The following is a 15,600-nucleotide window of genomic DNA, read 5'->3' as shown; positions in this document are numbered from 1 at the left end:
AAATCAACGTTGCGAATCATAGAAAATCAAAGCACGCCATTTAATCTGACGGAAGTATTATGCTGATTGGCAAGTCATTTTCTTGTATTCTCTAAATGCATCCACAATTCGTTCGAGAGCATGATTGCTGAGATTGGCATTTGCCGTCAATCTTACTTTCCCTTTATTTTTCGTTGTCGCCGGATAGCAAAAGATTGTCGCCAATATTCCGTTGCTCTCCAGATGGTTTTTCAGCGACATCACTTCTTTCTCTGAACCGATCTCCAATGAAATGATTTGCTCGCTGCCGCCGGAGACGTCATATCCCAAATCGTCCAATGTGGAGCGAAGATATTTCGAATGGGCATGCAACTTCTCTCTTTTCTTGTCCGCCGCTTTAATATATTCAATGGCATCCATAAACCATTTCAAATCATAGTTCATGACGGAGGAACTGAACAATGACGGGTGCGATTCAAGCTGGAAATAGTCTTTGAAAATGGTCGGGCATGTGATTAATCCGCCCCGGCCGGCAAAGGTTTTAGCCAGACTGGCCGTGATAAAATCGACTTTATCCGTCAACCCTTGCTCATAAACGACACCGCGTCCTTGCGGGCCGTGCGTGCCCGCAGAGTGAGATTCATCGACGACCAGCACACAGCCGGTTTCCTCCGCCAATGCGACAAAATCCGCGATGGGGCACATGCTCCCATTGGAGCTGTATACCGTATCCACGACAACGATGCCGGGGCCATGGCGAGCGATTTTTTTTCTGGCGCTTTCGGCGCTGTTATGAGCGAAAGGATGGGATGTCGCGCCGGCCAGGCGCACGCCGTCATGCAGTGACATATGCGCCAGAATATCGATATAGACCGGCGTATCCTCGTTGGCGATAGCCTGGATCAGCCCGGTGTTGGCGGCATAGCCGGATTGGCACATGATGCTGTCCTCCGTGCCGAAAAACTCGGTGAACGCCCGTTCAACTTCCGCCTGATAGCTGGTTTCATTGAGCAACACGGACGACATGATTTTCTCCCCCGTCCTGTCTCTTTTGTTGCTGAGGTGAAGCTTTTCTTCGTCACAAAGCCCCAGATAATCATTGGAGCAAAGTATCACATCATTATCATCTTTCGGATTAACTTTAAATAAATTAACCCCACCCCATTCGGTATTGAATCTATGTTGAAAACGCTCATGAATTCTTTTACTTAAGAAATTAGGAACCTCTTTTCTCTTCATATTGCATTTCTCCAGGTAGGTTGGTCGAGAACTGCGTACATTTTATATACGCAAGGAACTTTACCTCGTCAAGTTTGCGACAAGCCTCAACACAATTAACATTAACCACAAAATAATTTAAAGTTTAATCATTTTCATACCATTCCTTTAACGGCACTTTATAAAAATAAAATACATTTTTAGCAAACCTCCGACATAATCCGTATGTTCCCATCAACGCAAACCACCTGTTAATAACAATGGGACTCTTAACGTTTACTTTTTACAGATGTTTTCCGGCCTAAGTCCAATCATTGATTACTCACATGATATAAAAACTGGAGTGCAAAATGTCTAAAACGTTTAACAATGTCATAGAACAGTTTATTAATCAGTCCATTAAATCTCCAAATAATATCGCGATAGCTTATGGCGACATGCAAATGACCTATCAGCAATTGAACCGAGAAAGCGATCGATTATGCAGCCGACTGAAGCAGGCGGAAATAGGGCCAGGCCATTGTATTCCTTTAATTGTCCAACGCACGCCGGAGTTTATTATCGGCATGCTGGGCATAGCTAAAGCGGGAGCCGCTTATATCCCCATCGATGTTCACAACCCGGAAAAGCGCATTGCGCAAATTGTTGGGCAAAGCCATTCGCCGGCGGTACTGATAGGAAGCAGCGCATTTTCTTATCTTGCTGAAACAACGGGGCTGCAGGTGATTGCCATTGATAAGCCAAGTCAAGAGCCTATCTCCGCACCGCCCCCCTCTTCCCTGCCTGAGCCAAGCAACATTGCCTATGTGATCTTTACCTCCGGCACGACGGGCATGCCGAAAGGCGTCATGATCACTCACGCTGCGTTGCACAACCTGGTGAACTGGCACAACGCGAATTTCGCCGTGGATCAACACTGCCGCAGCACGCTGATCGCCGGCATAGGATTCGATGTCGCCCAGTGGGAAGTGTGGTCTCCACTGATCTGCGGCGCCACGCTGGTGCTGCCGGATAGCGAAGAAACACGCCTGAGCCCCACAGCGCTGCTCGATTTTTTTGCTCGCCGCCGCCTGACTCATGCTTTTGTTCCGACGGTACTCGTGCCGGAGATTGTCAGCGCCCCGCAGCCGCCCGAACTCTCGCTGCGTTATCTGTTTACTGCCGGCGAAAAGCTGAACCCCGTCAGCCTGTCGCAGATCGATTACCCGCTGGTAGATTATTACGGCCCTACCGAGGCGACCATTTTCACCACCTGCAACCCAGTCGCCTGCGCCAGCACCAACCCTGTGGCCAGCATCGGCATGCCGATCGCGGGTGCAGAAGCGTTTATTTTGGATGACAACCTGCAGCCGCTCAAGGATGGCGAACCCGGTGAGCTGTTTATCGGCGGTCCCGGTTTGGCCGTCGGCTATTTAGGCGATGCTGAAATGACGAACCAACGCTTCATCCCTTCACCGTTTACGCCGGGTACACGCCTTTACCGCAGCGGCGATCGCGCCTGTCGACTGCCGGACGGGCGGATTCAATATCTGGGCCGACTCGACGACCAGGTTAAAATTCGCGGCAACCGCATAGAGCTGGGGGAAATTGAAAGCGTCCTGCTGCGACACCCGCAGGTGAAAAGCGCCGTTGCGCTGGTGCAAGACGAGCCCGATCTAGAAAAACGCATACTGGCGTTTGTCAGTTCGCACGCCGCTGATTCTTATGAGTTCCAGGAATCGCTGCGGCGACATCTCGGCGACGCACTGCCGGCTTACTTCATGCCTTCGGCGATGATCGTGTTGCCGCGTCTGCCGCTGACGATAAACAATAAGGTGGATAAGCATGCCCTGCTGGCCCACCACCAGCGACAATGCACCGAATCCGCCTTGCATAAATCGTCCTTTACCCCTCGTGAAGCGCCTCTGGCCGAAATCTGGCAGGCACTTCTGGGCGTTTTACCTGGGCCGAACGACAACTTCGTTCATTCAGGCGGCCACTCTCTGACGGCGGCAAAAATGGCGGTCGCGATTTCAGAGAGAACAGGTGTTCGCACCTATGTGCACGATATCTACGATCACCCGACCATTCGCCTATTAGCCGAAGCGCTTGAGCAGCGCAGCCAGACTATTTCGTCGAGCAGCGCGGCCGAACCGCTGCGCATTCTGCAAGACGATATTTTCCTGCCGGACGATCTTCACATCGATCCCCGTTTCGACGAACGCCAAATTACCGCGCCACGTTGCATTCTGCTGACGGGTACCACCGGTTTTGTCGGTAGCCACCTTATGGCCGACCTGCTACGCAGCACCGAAGCGAAGATTTATTGCTTGATCCGCGGCCCAGATGCGCATACTGCGCGGCAGCGGCTGCTGCAGGCACTCGCGCACTACCGCATTGCGCTGACAGAGGATCAGCTCGCGCGAACCTTGCCGCTCTGCGGCGATATTGCGCAACCGCAGTTAGGCCTCACGACGGCGGAATATCAACGGTTAAGTCAGGAGACCGACATCGTTTATCACTCTGCCGGTGCGGTAAACTTTATCCAGCCTTACTCTTACCTGAAGCATATTAACGTGCAGGGGGTGCGGGAGATTATTCGCTTTGCGGCGCAGGGGCGCACCAAACCGCTGATGCTGCTCTCCTCCATTGCCGTCTACAGCTGGAAGCCGCCGCATTCCGAACGGTGGATCATGCATGAAGATGACGATATCGATTTGAATCTGCCGGAGGTGCTGACCGATATTGGCTACGTGCGCAGCAAATGGGTCATGGAGAAAGTCGCCAATCTGGCGGCCGCCCGCGGCCTGCCGATGATGACTTTCCGGCTGGGCTATGCGACCAACCACAGCGGAACGGGCGTCAGCGCAGACTATCAGTGGTGGGGAAACCTGGTTAAGACCTGCCTGGATTGCGGCATCGTCCCCACGCTGCACGAGTTTCGCGAAGGATTGACCACCGTCGATTACATCACCAGCGTGATTGCCCATATCAGCCGGAATCCTCAGGCGTTAGGGCATAAATTCCATCTGACCCCCGAGCCCGAAGACAGCCTGACGATGGATGCGTTTTTCGGCCTGCTGGAGCAGCATTTTGGCTTCAGCTTCCAACGCCAACCACTGGCCGAGTGGTTTGAACATTGGGAAGCTGACCCCGAATCACCGCTTTATCCTTTGTTGAGCCTGATGAAGGACAATGCCACCGGGGGGCAATCGACGGCGGAGCTGTATCAAAACACCTACCAGTGGGACAAACGCAACGTGAAGAAATTTTTGCAAGGCAGTGCGATTCAGGAAGCGCAATTTACCCGTGAAGTGCTGGCGCGCTATTTGCGACAGTCGATCGGTTATCGAGGAAGCAATGTGAACTGACCGGCGATAAAACCGGTGCGGGCGGGATCCGCCATTGTTGTCCCGTCCGCTCATCTCGATGACGGCCTGAGCCGAACACGATTATTCCCCCTCAGAAACAGTGTAACCACCGTGAATGGATTTATCCGCCGCTCTCGCCTGCCGTAAATTGTGATTTCGGTCACGCTGCGCCCCTCGCGCGGCTTGCGCATTCACCTGAGAAGAGCGGCATTATGCTGAATCATAAAGATAACCCTGCATCATCCCCGTGGTTGGCGATCTTCTCGCTGACGGTTGCCTGTTTTGTCATGGTCACCACCGAGTTTCTGCCGATCGGTCTGCTGACCAACATCGCCCCCTCGCTCGGCGTCAGTACCGGCAGCGCCGGGTTGATGGTCACCATGCCCGGCATCGTGGCGGCGGTGGCCGCCCCCGCATTGAGCCTGATGTCCGGCCGCCTGGATCGGCGTTTATTGATGCTGGGGCTGTCGTTGCTGCTGGTGGTATCCAATCTGGTGGCGGCGCTGGCCGTCAACTTTCCGATGATGTTGCTCGGCCGCGTGCTGCTGGGCGTCTGCGTCGGCGGCTTCTGGTCGTTCGCCGCCAACTATGGCCGCCATCTGGTGCCGGAAGCCAGCCAGGGGCGAGCCACCGCGCTGATCCTCAGCGGCGTTTCGGTCGGCGCGGTGTGCGGCGTGCCGATCGGCGCACTGGTCGGCGATCTGTTCGGCTGGCGCGCCGCCTTCTTCGGCGGCGCGGCGCTGGCGGTCGGCGTACTGTTGGCGCAACTGCGCTTACTGACGTCGGTGCCGCCGTCCCGGCCGGTCACGCCGCGCGATCTGGTGCTGCCGCTGCGCCTGCCGATGGCGCGCATCGGCCTTATCGCCATCGTGCTGCTGTTCATCGGCCACTTCGCCGCCTATACCTATCTGCGCCCCCTGCTGCAGCAGGTGTTCGTGCTCAGCCCGTCGGCCATCTCGCTGCAGCTGTTGGCCTATGGCGCCGTCGGCCTGCTGGGCACGTTCCTCGGCGAACGCCTGGGGGAATACAGCCTGCGCGCCACCTTTATCCTGATCGCCGCCATGTTGGCGGGCATCCTGATCGTCTCACCGCTGCTCAGCGGCCTCGGCGGCGCCACGCTGATGGTGATGGTCTGGGGACTGGCCTTTGGCGCCGTACCGGTGTGCGCCACCAACTGGATGTTCGCCGCGGTGCCGCAGGCGCCGGAGACCGGCCAGGCGCTGCTGGTGTGCGTCGTCCAAATCGCGCTGGCCTCCGGCGCATTGCTGGGCGGCGAGGTGGTGGACTGGCAGGGCGTCAGCAGCGCCATGCTGTTCGGCGGCGCGCTGATCCTCTCCGCCGCGCTGGTGTTCGGTCTCAGCTTGCGCGCCGGCGTGATTGGCGCTAAACAGTGTTAATCATTATTTACCCGCATAAACACGCGCCGGCGGCAGCCGGCGCACTACGCTGAGAGCCTATGGACCATCATTTACTCGCCATACGGGTGTTCAACCGCGTGGTGGAAACCGGCGGCTTTACCCGCGCCGCCGAGTCGCTGGGCATGCCGAAAGCCACGGTCACCAAGCTGATCCAGAGCCTGGAAGATCACCTGCAGACCAAGCTGTTCCAGCGCACCACCCGCAGCGTTTCGGTCACCCGTGAGGGCGAATGCTATTACCAGCGCACGGTGAAATGGCTGGCGGATCTGGAGCAGATGGAAGGCTGCCTGACCGAATCGCAAAGTTCTCCACAGGGCGTGCTGCGCATCGATACCGGTGGCGGCACCGCCCGCCGGCTGCTGCTGCCCGCCCTTCCCGACTTTCTGGCGCGCTACCCGCAGATACAGATCGATCTGAGCGTCGGCGATCGCGTTATCGATCTTATCAGCGACAGCGCCGACTGCGTGATCCGCAGCGGTCCGCTGGCCGACTCCAGCCTGATCGCGCGGCGCCTGTTCGATCTGGACTGGGTCAGCTGCGCCACCCCAGACTACCTGGCGCGCCACGGCACGCCCCGCCACCCGTGCGATCTGGAACAGGGTTTTCCGATGGTGCACTATCGCCACCCGCTCAACGACCGCATCCATCCGCAGCGCTACGTCGAACGCGGCAAAGAGATCGCCATCCAACAACGCTACCCGGTCAGCATCAATGAAGGCAACGCGCTGCTGGCGGCGAGCCTGGCCGGCCTGGGCATCATCCAGACCTATCGTTTTATGGCGCAGCCGCACCTCGATGCCGGCGAGCTGGTCAGCCTGCTGCACGACTGGCAGCCGCCGCCGGAACAGATGTATGTCGTCTATCCGTCCAATCGCCACCTCAGCGGCAAGCTGCGGGCGTTTATCGACTGGGCGATGGAGACGTTTCATTAACCGATCGCCCCGGCTATAGTGGCTTCTCTTACGGACAATAAAAACGGGCAAACCATGCATATCGAACCGCTGCTCGCACATCGTCAGCGCATTGACGAACTGGCCGAATTACTGCATCAGGAATGGGGCGCCTTTGCACAGTGGAGCAACCGCGACGCCATCAGCCGGCGTCTGGCTGAGCGCAGCGAGCCCGGACATCATCGGGGCATCGTGCTGCTGGCGCTGTCGCCGCAACGGCAGATCCTCGGCACCGCCAGTTTGACGTTTTATGAGCTGGCGGATAAACCGGAGCGCCAATACTGGCTGAGCGAAGTCTTCACCCACCCGCAGCACCGCGGTCAAGGCATCGCCCGCAGTCTGATCGCGCGCTGCATTGAGCACGGCCGAAGCCAAGGCATCGACGAGCTCTATCTGTACACGCCCGACCAGCAGGCGCTGTATCAAAAGCTCGGCTGGCGCCCTCTGGAGCAGCGCCGGGTCGCCGGTGAAACCGTCACGGTGATGAGCCGCACGTTGTAGCCGCATGCAGTGTGGTATTATTTACCGCATATTGATTCCCGACGGACAACCACCATGGCCTACATCCCCAAAAACTATGCGAAGCTGGAAACCGGCTACCGCGAAAAAGCGCTGAAACTGTTCCCCTGGGTGTGCGGGCGCTGCTCGCGCGAGTTCGTGTATTCCAACCTGCGCGAACTGACGGTGCACCATATCGATCACGATCACAGCAACAACCCGGAAGACGGCAGCAACTGGGAGATGCTGTGCCTGTATTGTCACGACCATGAACACTCGAAATACACCGAGGCCGATCAATACGGTTCCAGGGTAGTGGCGGGTGAAGACGCTCAGAAAGATATCGGCGTCGCCACCCACAATCCGTTCGCCAATCTGAAGGCGATGATGAAGAAGTAATGCCGAAAACAGCTTAACAAGAAAATAACTTATTAAGCTGTTAAATTAATATCCTCTTATCCGCTCCGCGACTTCCCAGAGAATTCCTACTTACCCACCCGGGCAATTCACCGCAAAATAAGCTGCGCAGTTAACGACATACTGGCTTGGCAAGCCGCCGCAGTTGGTGCATATTGTTCGCGAGTTGTTCTTGTTAACCTGTTTGATTATCAACCTAATAAGCGCATTAACTTAATAAGTTATCAGCTTAATAACTTGAGAGATGGCAGCATGATTGTTCTGATTGGCTCGCAAAAAGGCGGCGTCGGCAAGTCGACGAAAGCGGTGAATATCGCCGGGTATCTGATTCTTAAGCAAGGCAAGACGGCGATCATCGTCGATGCCGACGACCAGAAATCGATCATGACCTGGTACAACGACCGTCAGAACGTCGAAGGATTGCCGCATATTCCGGTGGTGGCCGCATCGGGCAAAATCAAGGAAACGCTGCTGGAGCTCGATCGCCATTACGACTACGTGATCGTCGACACCGCCGGCCGCGACAGCGCCGAACTGCGCTCCGGCCTGCTGGCCGCCGACCTGTTCCTCTCGCCGCTGCGCCCTTCGCAGATGGATCTCGACACCATCGGCTATCTGTCGGAGATGTTCTCCACCGCGCAGGAATATAACGAGAAAGTTAAAGGTTATATCGTGCTGAACATGTGCCCGACCAATATCTTCATTAATGAAGCCAACGAAGCGGCGCAGGTACTGAGCGAATACCCGGAATTCACCCTGGTGGGCAACCGCCTGTGCGACCGCAAAATTTATCGCGACGCCTGGGGCGAAGCCATCACTGTGCATGAGGCGAACAACGAAAAGGCGCAGGCCGAGATCGAATGCCTGGTGAAAGAGGTGATCCTGTGAAGAAGCGCACCCCCACCCACCGCATGTCGGAAGACGAATTCATCAACAGCGCCACCTCGCACACGTTGCCGGTCGCGGCGCCCGCGCCGGAAACCAAGCCGGCCGGCCGCAAACGCACCTACAAAGCGATTTCCGTCAGCCTGACGGACAACCACATCGAAGCCATCGATGAGGTGATCGTGCAGGCGGCGCGCAGCGGCATCGTGCGCATCACCCGCTCAGACATCATCAAGCTGGCGATCGACGGGTTGGCAGAAAAAAGCGAAGCGCAACTGCTGGCATTGCTGAAAAAGCTCTGACCGCACGGCAGCCGCCGGCTGACCACGCCGGCGGGCCGTTAAACGGATGAAAACCGGCGCGGGAACGGCATAGTACGATAGGTTTTGCCTGTAGCCTTATGCAGCGCGCTGGCCATCGCCGGGGCGACCACCGCAGTCGACACTTCCCCGCATCCCTGCGGCGCACGCGCGCTGTCGAGCACGACCACTTCCACCCTCGGCATTTCAGCGAGCGCAAGCAGCGGATAACGATCGAAATTCCCTTCCACCACGCCCCCCCGTTCGAAATGCAGTTCGCTGTGCAGACAGGTGGTCAACGCGAAACCGATGCCCCCCTCTACGTTGGCGCGCACCAGATTCGGGTTTATCACTTTGCCGCAGTCAATCGCACATATCGCACGGAGCACCCGCAGTCGCCCTTCCTGAATGGCGATTTCAATCACCAAACCGACGTAGGTGGTGAAAGCGTTATTGCGGCCGACCCAAATATTGCACGACATACCGCGATAAACGCCCGGCGGCGGTTCGTGCTGCCAACCTGCCGCCGCCGCGGTAGCGTCCAGTACACGCAACGCTTCCGGGTTGTCCTGCAACAGATGCCGCCGATATTGGTACTCATCCCGGTTGGCCTTATGGCTGAGTTCGCTGATGAAGCTTTCCAAAAAAAACAGGCTGGCGACGCTGCCGACGCCGCGCAGATAGCTCAGGGAGATCGGCTGTTCGACGATGCCGGCCTCTACCTTCAGGTGAGGGATGCGATATGGCGTGCTGTAAACGCACTCCACCATACTTTCATCCCATCCACCGGCCTCGTTTACCGTTTCGCGCCGCATTTGCCAGAAGAGCGACTGCCCGGCATAGCGCGCCCACAATGCCTGCGGGTAGCCGTTTTCATCCAACAGCGCCCGATAATGGCTGATGCAGGCCGGACGATAGTATTCATGCCGCATGTCGATCTCGCGCGGATAGATCACTTTGACCGGTTTTCCTACCGCCCGTGAGGCGGCGGTAGCATGCATCACGGCATCCGGCAGATATTTGCGCCCAAAGCTGCCACCCAGGTAGGTCGTATTCACCACCACATCCGAGGGCGTCAGCCCAAACATTTTCGCCAGAACGTTGCGCACCATATCCTGTCCCTGGAAAGGGCCCCAGGTTTCGATACGGCCCTCGCCGTAATGACTGGTGGCGTTGCAAGGCTCCATAGTGGCATGCGCCACATAAGGCGCGCTGTAACGAGCCTCATGCAGGCACGCCCCCCGCTCAGCGTCGTGGATCAACGCCAACGCCTCACCGCGATCGACCGCCGACACCAAGGTATCGCCGTCCAGCATCGCCAGATTTTCCGCCGCAATCACATTGTCGGTCAGCGCTTGTCCTGCCCCCGGCAACCAGTCGACCTCCAGCAAATCCGCCGCCTTTTTGGCCTGCCAGTAGCTCGCCGCCACCACGATCACCGTATTGAGCGACATATCGTGATCCAAACCGACCATATTGTTCATCGACCACTGCCGGGTCAGCACCAGATCCACCACGCCCGGCATGGCCCGAACCTGTCGTTCATTGCGCACGGCAACCAGCTTTCCGCTGAGGTCGGGCACCATCCAGGGAACGCCGATCAGCATCTCAGGCAGGTCGATATCAATACCGTAAATCGCGCTGCCGTCCACTTTTTCCGGCGTATCGACCCGCAATAGCGGCTGACCAATAAAGCCATCCCGCTCTTGCGCCTCGCTCTTCAATCCCGGCTGCGGATCCAACGGCAGCTCGGCGGCATAGCCCACCAGATCGCCATAGGCGACCTTGCGTTGCCCGCCCTCTTCAATCACCCAGCCTTTCTCCGTGCGGCACTGCTGCGGTGAGAGCGCAAAATGTTTTGCGCCGGCACGCAGAAAGAAATCTCTCGCCTGCGCGCCGGCCAACCGGGCGCGCTGATAAAATTTGGTCATTGAGGTTGAGGCGGCGACAAACTGTGCAAAAGCCTCGCCCCCGGCAACCTGACGGTAGGCGTCACGACCGGTGACGAATTTCACCGTCACCTGCGCCCAATCGGCATCCATCTCCGCCGCCACCACCTCGGCCAGGCCGGTATAGATCCCCTGCCCGACCTCGCATTGCGACACGCCGATGACGATGCGCCCTTCACGATCGATCCAGATCCAATCGTTCAATTCATACTGGTTGTCCGGAGGCGCCGCGTCCTGCGAAACCACGGCCGCCACGCTGCGCGTCGATATCGGCAACAGCATGGCGGCCACCGCCAACGCGCTGCCTTTAATCAAGGTTCTGCGGGTGATCGCCATGCTTAGGGTTCTCCCTTGTCGGCGGCGCGATGCACCGCCGCGCGGATACGGTGGTAGGTGGCGCAGCGGCACAGATTGGTCAGGCCCGTATCTATCAGCCGGTCGTCCGGCCTCGGGTGCTCCGCCAGCAGCGCGCTGACCGCCATGATCATGCCCGATTGGCAGTAGCCGCACTGCGGCACATCCTCCGCAATCCAGGCCTGCTGCACCGGATGACTGCGATCGGTGGACAACCCTTCGATGGTGGTCACCTGCCGATCGCGCACCAATTGCAGCGGATAGCAACATGAACGCACTGCCTTACCGTCGACATGTACCGTACAGGCACCACAGGCGCCGATACCGCAGCCGAACTTGGTGCCGGTTAACTTAAAATGTTCCCGAATCACCCACAGCAGCGGCGTATCCGGCTCGCCGTTAAATTCGACCGCCTGGCCGTTCAGATTGAACTTCATGCCATCCTCTCCCCAATCAATGCTTCATCCGACGCTTCACCCACGTCCCGATGCCGATCAATACCAGCAACACACCGCCCCAGAACAAATAAGGCAATGACGCGATCAACCACGGTTTTTCACCGCCCGCCCGCTGCCGAGCCACTTGCTCCGGCGTTATCCTGACCGCCGGATTGCCGAATTGCTGCAATACGTAATTACCCACCTCGGCCAGTTGCCGGTCATCCAGGCTATCGGCGAATCCCGGCATCCAGGTTTTCAGCGTCTCCCCCTGACGCTGCACGCCATGCAGCATCACCATGATCAGGTTATTGGCCTGTTCGTTGCCTACGGTGGAGTTGTGAGTCAAAGAAGGAAAATGGCCGTCGTAGGCGCCTTCGCCGCCCAGGCGATGGCAGCTGGCGCAGGCAGCGGCATACAGCGCCTGCCCGGCTGCGCGGCCTTCACCGCCTCCCTGATAGTCATAGGCCGCTTTCGTTCCTTGCACGGTGACGATCGGCGGCGTCTGTTTAAGCCAGTCGGCGATGGCGTCGAGATCGTCGTCACTCAGGAAACGCAGACTATGCTCCACCGCTTCCGCCATGCCGCCGGCCGCCTGGGCTTTGTCATTGCGCCCGGTGCGCAGATACTGCACCAATTCTTTCTGGCTCCAGCCGCCGATGCCGCTGACGGGATCCGAGGTGATATTCGGCGCGATCCAACCGCCGGCCTCCCCTCCAGCCAGATAGCGATCGCGGCGTTCCGCCATCAGCCCGTTACGCGGGCTGTGACACGCCGAGCAATGCCCCAAAACATCTACCAGATAGCGACCACGCGCCTTCTTCTGCTCTTCATCGATGGGCGTTTTTTCCAGAAACAGCCAGTTCCAGCCGTGAATCGCATAACGCCAGGAAAAAGGGAACGCCAGTTGGGTCTCAGGCACCGCACGATCGACCGGGGCAACCCCGGCCATAAAATAGCGATACAGCGCGTGCAGATCGTCATCGCTCAATCCCCGATAAGCGGTATAGGGCATGGCGGGATACAAGGGTTGGCCGTCCCGCCGGATACCCTGCGTCAACGCGCGGCGAAACTCTTGCTCACTGTAGTCGCCAATGCCGGTCCCCTTGGCGGGCGTGATATTGCTGGCGATGATATCGCCCATCGGCGAAGCGATGGCATAACCGCCGACATAGGGGGCGTCCTGTTGGGCGCTGCCGCGGTGACAAGCCGCGCAATCTGCGGCGATCGCCAGATATTTTCCGCGTGCGATGAGCTGTTGGTCATTGTGGCTGGCGAAGACCGGGCAGGAAAAGATCCCCAACACGATAACGCACAGCTGTCGTGCTCTCCGCCAGCGGCCGTTCACGCTTCACCCTCCGGTTTCATCGCATCCGCTCGTTCCTCCGCAAGCAGCGCAAACTCGTCCGGCAACAGATTTTCCTGTTCGAGCATCGCGACCGCGTTATGCTTGATGCCAAACAATACGCGATAAAAAGCCTCCAGATCGCCAGCCGAAATGCCGTTAAGCAATTTTTGGCGCGCTTGTTGGCTGGAATGATCCAACTGCGCCAGCATCTCCTGCCCGGCCTCGGTCATTCTCACGCCTTTAGCGCGTTTGTCTTCGGACAGGGCATCGCGAGCGATAAGCCGGTTTTTTTCCAGAAACAGCAGCGCGCGCGACATCGTCGAGACTTCGGCGTTCAAATGCTGCGAAACGTCTTTCAACGTGCAGCCATCACCCAGATCGGCAATCGCACTCAGCGCCAGCCAATGCGGGCGCGTCAGATTGGTCATTTTCACCGACTGGTCCATCGCCGTGCGCCATAGACGGTTGGTGACATCCAGATGGATGCCCAGTGCAGCAGGAAGTTTACGTGGTTGAGACATATCGGATGGCTCTCGATTATTTATTTGCTTGTGCAAACAAATAGTAGATCGAACGTTCTGATGGGATCAAGCAGATGTCGCAGAATAAAATAAAATGTAATTAATACAGATCGATATAACGTATTTTAACGGATTCACTCCCCGACAACGGGGAGCGATAAGAAAAACTCAGTTCCCCGCCACCGCGCAGTGGTAGTCCTGAATTTCACCGGCCGAGCCCAGATTAAGGTCGGTCAGCTTCAAACGGTTCGCCAACAGCAGCATCTCGCCCTGTGGGCTGACCGCCAGCGCCAGGCCATAGTTACCGATGCTGTCACCCTGTTCGACCACATAGTTGTTCAGCAAACGGAAAGGATCTTCCTGGGTTAAATCGGTGCCCGCCAATTTTCTGGCCAGGTATTGATGGCCGACCAATTTCACCGCCAGCGGCCGCCACTGTTGATCTAATTGCTGCGCCTGCTCACCCAACGCGTTATAGACATCCTGGCGCAAACAGGCAACGTGAATATGCAGCTGATCCTGAGAGCGACCATATTTCGAATTGACCGCCAGAGACATCCACGCATCTTTTAACGGTTTACCCAGCTCGCCGGATATATGTTCACGGTTATTCCAGGCCTGAGCGAAATAAGGCGGCGCGTGCTCCGTCTGCAATGCCGGGCTCTCGATACCGCTGACCTTTTCAGTCGGCATCACCAGATCGTGGTAAGGGCCTTTGCTATCCTTGAACAGCACATAACCCTCGGTTAAATCAACCTTTAAGCAGGGCGCCGGATCGTTGTTTTGCTGCTGATTAGGCACGCACTGTTGGCTGACGATTTGCCACAGCGCATTCGGATTGCCGCGCCCGAAGAACCACCACAGCACTGCCGCCAGCAGCAAAATGGCAAGCAAAATAATTAATAGTCTGAAAAGTCTTTTCATCGCGACGTCCTGTTTATCTATTCCATACCGAAAGGAGCGCCAGCATAAACCAAGGCGCTTATCGTCACCAGAATATTATCCTTAGCGTCACCTTTCATTGACGTCTTGTTATCAAGAGAAATTAAAAATAAGGGTTTACCTAAGTAATTTAAGGTAAATTAATACCGCAGGTTGAATATGAGTGTGATATAAGCAGCCGAACTCTCTTTATATAAGGAACCGACAAGATGCCAACGATGGGCAAATCCCTGCATTATCTCGACGTGGGCTCAGGCTTTCCGTTGCTGCTGGGCCACAGCTATCTGTTCGATCTGAACATGTGGGCACCGCAGTTCGAGGCACTGGCCAAACGTTACCGCCTGATCGTGCCTGATCTGTGGGGCCACGGCGACTCCCCGGCGCTGCCGCCTGGGCGAAACAGCCTGTCGGATATCGCCGCCGATCATTTGGCGCTGATGGATCATTTGGATATCGCAGAGTTCGGCATCGTCGGCCTGTCCGTCGGCGGCATGTGGGGCGCGGAACTGGCGGCGCTGGCACCGGAGCGGGTGAAAGTGTTGGCGCTGCTGGACAGCTACCTGGGCGACGAAACGCCGGAGGCACGGCAGCGCTATATGGGCATGCTGGCCGCCGTGGAACAGGCCGGTGCCATCACGTCGCCTCTGCTGGAATATATCGCCGCGCAGTTCTATTCCGACGAGGTGCCCGATGCGCTGTCACAGCCATTGCTGGCCCATCTGCAGAACCTGCCCGCCGATCGGCTGCGCGACAGTATCGTGCCGCTGGGCCGGATGATCTTCGGTCGCCCCGACAAGCTGGCGCTGCTGGAAAACATCACCGCCGCCAGTATCGTCATCACCGGCGCGCAGGATAAACCGCGTCCACCGACGGAAGGCCAGCGCATGGCGGATCTTCTCGGCTGTCGGCATGTGCTGATCCCCAACGCCGGCCATATCAGCAACAAAGAAAACCCGACGGCGGTCAACGAAACGCTGCTGGCGTTTTTAGCTGAAAACACCACTCCGCTGTTTTGGTGAGATTCTCCGGGCCGTC

General features: G+C 57.4%; 14 protein-coding genes. 8 read left to right on the top strand and 6 right to left on the bottom strand.

What is annotated here, in order from left to right:
- Positions 1–57: 57 nt before the first annotated feature.
- Positions 58–1,218, bottom strand: coding sequence for an alpha-hydroxyketone-type quorum-sensing autoinducer synthase (cqsA, locus tag GKN89_RS08035; protein ID WP_074054790.1), 1,161 nt, complete (start codon positions 1,216–1,218; stop codon positions 58–60).
- Positions 1,219–1,547: 329 nt separating this feature from the next.
- Between cqsA and GKN89_RS08030 the strand changes: the two genes are divergently transcribed.
- The 7 genes from GKN89_RS08030 to GKN89_RS08000 all read left to right on the top strand — a co-directional run bounded on the left by GKN89_RS08030 (position 1,548) and on the right by GKN89_RS08000 (position 9,017).
- Positions 1,548–4,547: an amino acid adenylation domain-containing protein gene (locus GKN89_RS08030; protein ID WP_154746746.1), complete on the top strand. Its 3,000-nt coding sequence runs from the start codon at positions 1,548–1,550 to the stop codon at positions 4,545–4,547.
- Positions 4,548–4,759: 212 nt separating this feature from the next.
- The gene (locus tag GKN89_RS08025) at positions 4,760–5,944 is read left to right on the top strand and encodes an MFS transporter (RefSeq protein ID WP_154746745.1); all 1,185 of its coding nucleotides are present in this window, start codon (positions 4,760–4,762) and stop codon (positions 5,942–5,944) included.
- Positions 5,945–6,003: 59 nt separating this feature from the next.
- Positions 6,004–6,897, top strand: coding sequence for a LysR family transcriptional regulator (locus GKN89_RS08020; RefSeq protein WP_063918970.1), 894 nt, complete (start codon positions 6,004–6,006; stop codon positions 6,895–6,897).
- A 54-nt stretch (positions 6,898–6,951) separates the two neighbouring features.
- A complete protein-coding gene (locus tag GKN89_RS08015) occupies positions 6,952–7,416 on the top strand; it encodes a GNAT family N-acetyltransferase (protein WP_154746744.1) in 465 nt (154 codons plus the stop codon).
- A 54-nt stretch (positions 7,417–7,470) separates the two neighbouring features.
- Positions 7,471–7,812, top strand: a complete 342-nt coding sequence (gene yajD, locus GKN89_RS08010) for an HNH nuclease YajD (protein ID WP_154746743.1) — start codon at positions 7,471–7,473, stop codon at positions 7,810–7,812.
- Positions 7,813–8,082: 270 nt separating this feature from the next.
- Positions 8,083–8,718: an AAA family ATPase gene (locus tag GKN89_RS08005; protein ID WP_019453916.1), complete on the top strand. Its 636-nt coding sequence runs from the start codon at positions 8,083–8,085 to the stop codon at positions 8,716–8,718.
- Positions 8,715–9,017, top strand: coding sequence for a hypothetical protein (locus tag GKN89_RS08000; RefSeq protein WP_063918969.1), 303 nt, complete (start codon positions 8,715–8,717; stop codon positions 9,015–9,017). Before GKN89_RS08005 ends, GKN89_RS08000 begins: the two co-directional genes overlap by 4 nt.
- 38 nt (positions 9,018–9,055) lie before the next feature.
- Here GKN89_RS08000 and GKN89_RS07995 read toward each other — a convergent pair whose 3' ends face one another.
- The 5 genes from GKN89_RS07995 to GKN89_RS07975 all read right to left on the bottom strand — a co-directional run bounded on the left by GKN89_RS07995 (position 9,056) and on the right by GKN89_RS07975 (position 14,547).
- Complete coding sequence (locus GKN89_RS07995) at positions 9,056–11,299, bottom strand: molybdopterin cofactor-binding domain-containing protein (RefSeq protein WP_154746741.1); 2,244 nt, start codon at positions 11,297–11,299, stop codon at positions 9,056–9,058.
- A 2-nt stretch (positions 11,300–11,301) separates the two neighbouring features.
- Positions 11,302–11,754, bottom strand: coding sequence for a (2Fe-2S)-binding protein (locus tag GKN89_RS07990; RefSeq protein ID WP_019453919.1), 453 nt, complete (start codon positions 11,752–11,754; stop codon positions 11,302–11,304).
- A gap of 16 nt (positions 11,755–11,770) precedes the next feature.
- Positions 11,771–13,102, bottom strand: coding sequence for a cytochrome c (locus GKN89_RS07985; protein WP_154746740.1), 1,332 nt, complete (start codon positions 13,100–13,102; stop codon positions 11,771–11,773).
- Positions 13,099–13,623, bottom strand: coding sequence for a MarR family winged helix-turn-helix transcriptional regulator (locus tag GKN89_RS07980; RefSeq protein ID WP_025160011.1), 525 nt, complete (start codon positions 13,621–13,623; stop codon positions 13,099–13,101). The genes GKN89_RS07985 and GKN89_RS07980 overlap by 4 nt, the downstream gene beginning before the upstream one ends.
- Positions 13,624–13,791: 168 nt before the next feature.
- Positions 13,792–14,547: a CDP-diacylglycerol diphosphatase gene (locus GKN89_RS07975; RefSeq protein ID WP_025160012.1), complete on the bottom strand. Its 756-nt coding sequence runs from the start codon at positions 14,545–14,547 to the stop codon at positions 13,792–13,794.
- A gap of 236 nt (positions 14,548–14,783) precedes the next feature.
- On the opposite strand from GKN89_RS07975, the gene GKN89_RS07970 reads away from it, so the two are divergent.
- On the top strand, positions 14,784–15,584 hold the full coding sequence (locus GKN89_RS07970; RefSeq protein ID WP_019453923.1) for an alpha/beta fold hydrolase: 801 nt from the start codon (positions 14,784–14,786) through the stop codon (positions 15,582–15,584).
- Positions 15,585–15,600 lie beyond the last annotated feature (16 nt).

It is taken from the genome of Serratia sp. YC16 (assembly GCF_009707615.1).
Classification (GTDB): Bacteria; Pseudomonadota; Gammaproteobacteria; order Enterobacterales; family Enterobacteriaceae; genus Serratia; species Serratia surfactantfaciens.
This window is presented reverse-complemented; position numbering and strand designations above follow the sequence as displayed.

Bases quoted from the DNA above. Each gene is read 5' to 3' on its own strand.
- cqsA (WP_074054790.1), bottom strand. From the start codon at position 1,218: ATGAAGAGAAAAGAGGTTCCTAATTTCTTAAGTAAAAGAATTCATGAG.
- GKN89_RS07970 (WP_019453923.1), top strand. From the start codon at position 14,784: ATGGGCAAATCCCTGCATTATCTCGACGTGGGCTCAGGCTTTCCGTTG.
- yajD (WP_154746743.1), top strand. From the start codon at position 7,471: ATGGCCTACATCCCCAAAAACTATGCGAAGCTGGAAACCGGCTACCGC.
- GKN89_RS07980 (WP_025160011.1), bottom strand. From the start codon at position 13,623: ATGTCTCAACCACGTAAACTTCCTGCTGCACTGGGCATCCATCTGGAT.
- GKN89_RS08020 (WP_063918970.1), top strand. From the start codon at position 6,004: ATGGACCATCATTTACTCGCCATACGGGTGTTCAACCGCGTGGTGGAA.
- GKN89_RS08005 (WP_019453916.1), top strand. From the start codon at position 8,083: ATGATTGTTCTGATTGGCTCGCAAAAAGGCGGCGTCGGCAAGTCGACG.
- GKN89_RS07990 (WP_019453919.1), bottom strand. From the start codon at position 11,754: ATGAAGTTCAATCTGAACGGCCAGGCGGTCGAATTTAACGGCGAGCCG.
- GKN89_RS08015 (WP_154746744.1), top strand. From the start codon at position 6,952: ATGCATATCGAACCGCTGCTCGCACATCGTCAGCGCATTGACGAACTG.
- GKN89_RS08030 (WP_154746746.1), top strand. From the start codon at position 1,548: ATGTCTAAAACGTTTAACAATGTCATAGAACAGTTTATTAATCAGTCC.
- GKN89_RS07975 (WP_025160012.1), bottom strand. From the start codon at position 14,547: ATGAAAAGACTTTTCAGACTATTAATTATTTTGCTTGCCATTTTGCTG.
- GKN89_RS08025 (WP_154746745.1), top strand. From the start codon at position 4,760: ATGCTGAATCATAAAGATAACCCTGCATCATCCCCGTGGTTGGCGATC.
- GKN89_RS07995 (WP_154746741.1), bottom strand. From the start codon at position 11,299: ATGGCGATCACCCGCAGAACCTTGATTAAAGGCAGCGCGTTGGCGGTG.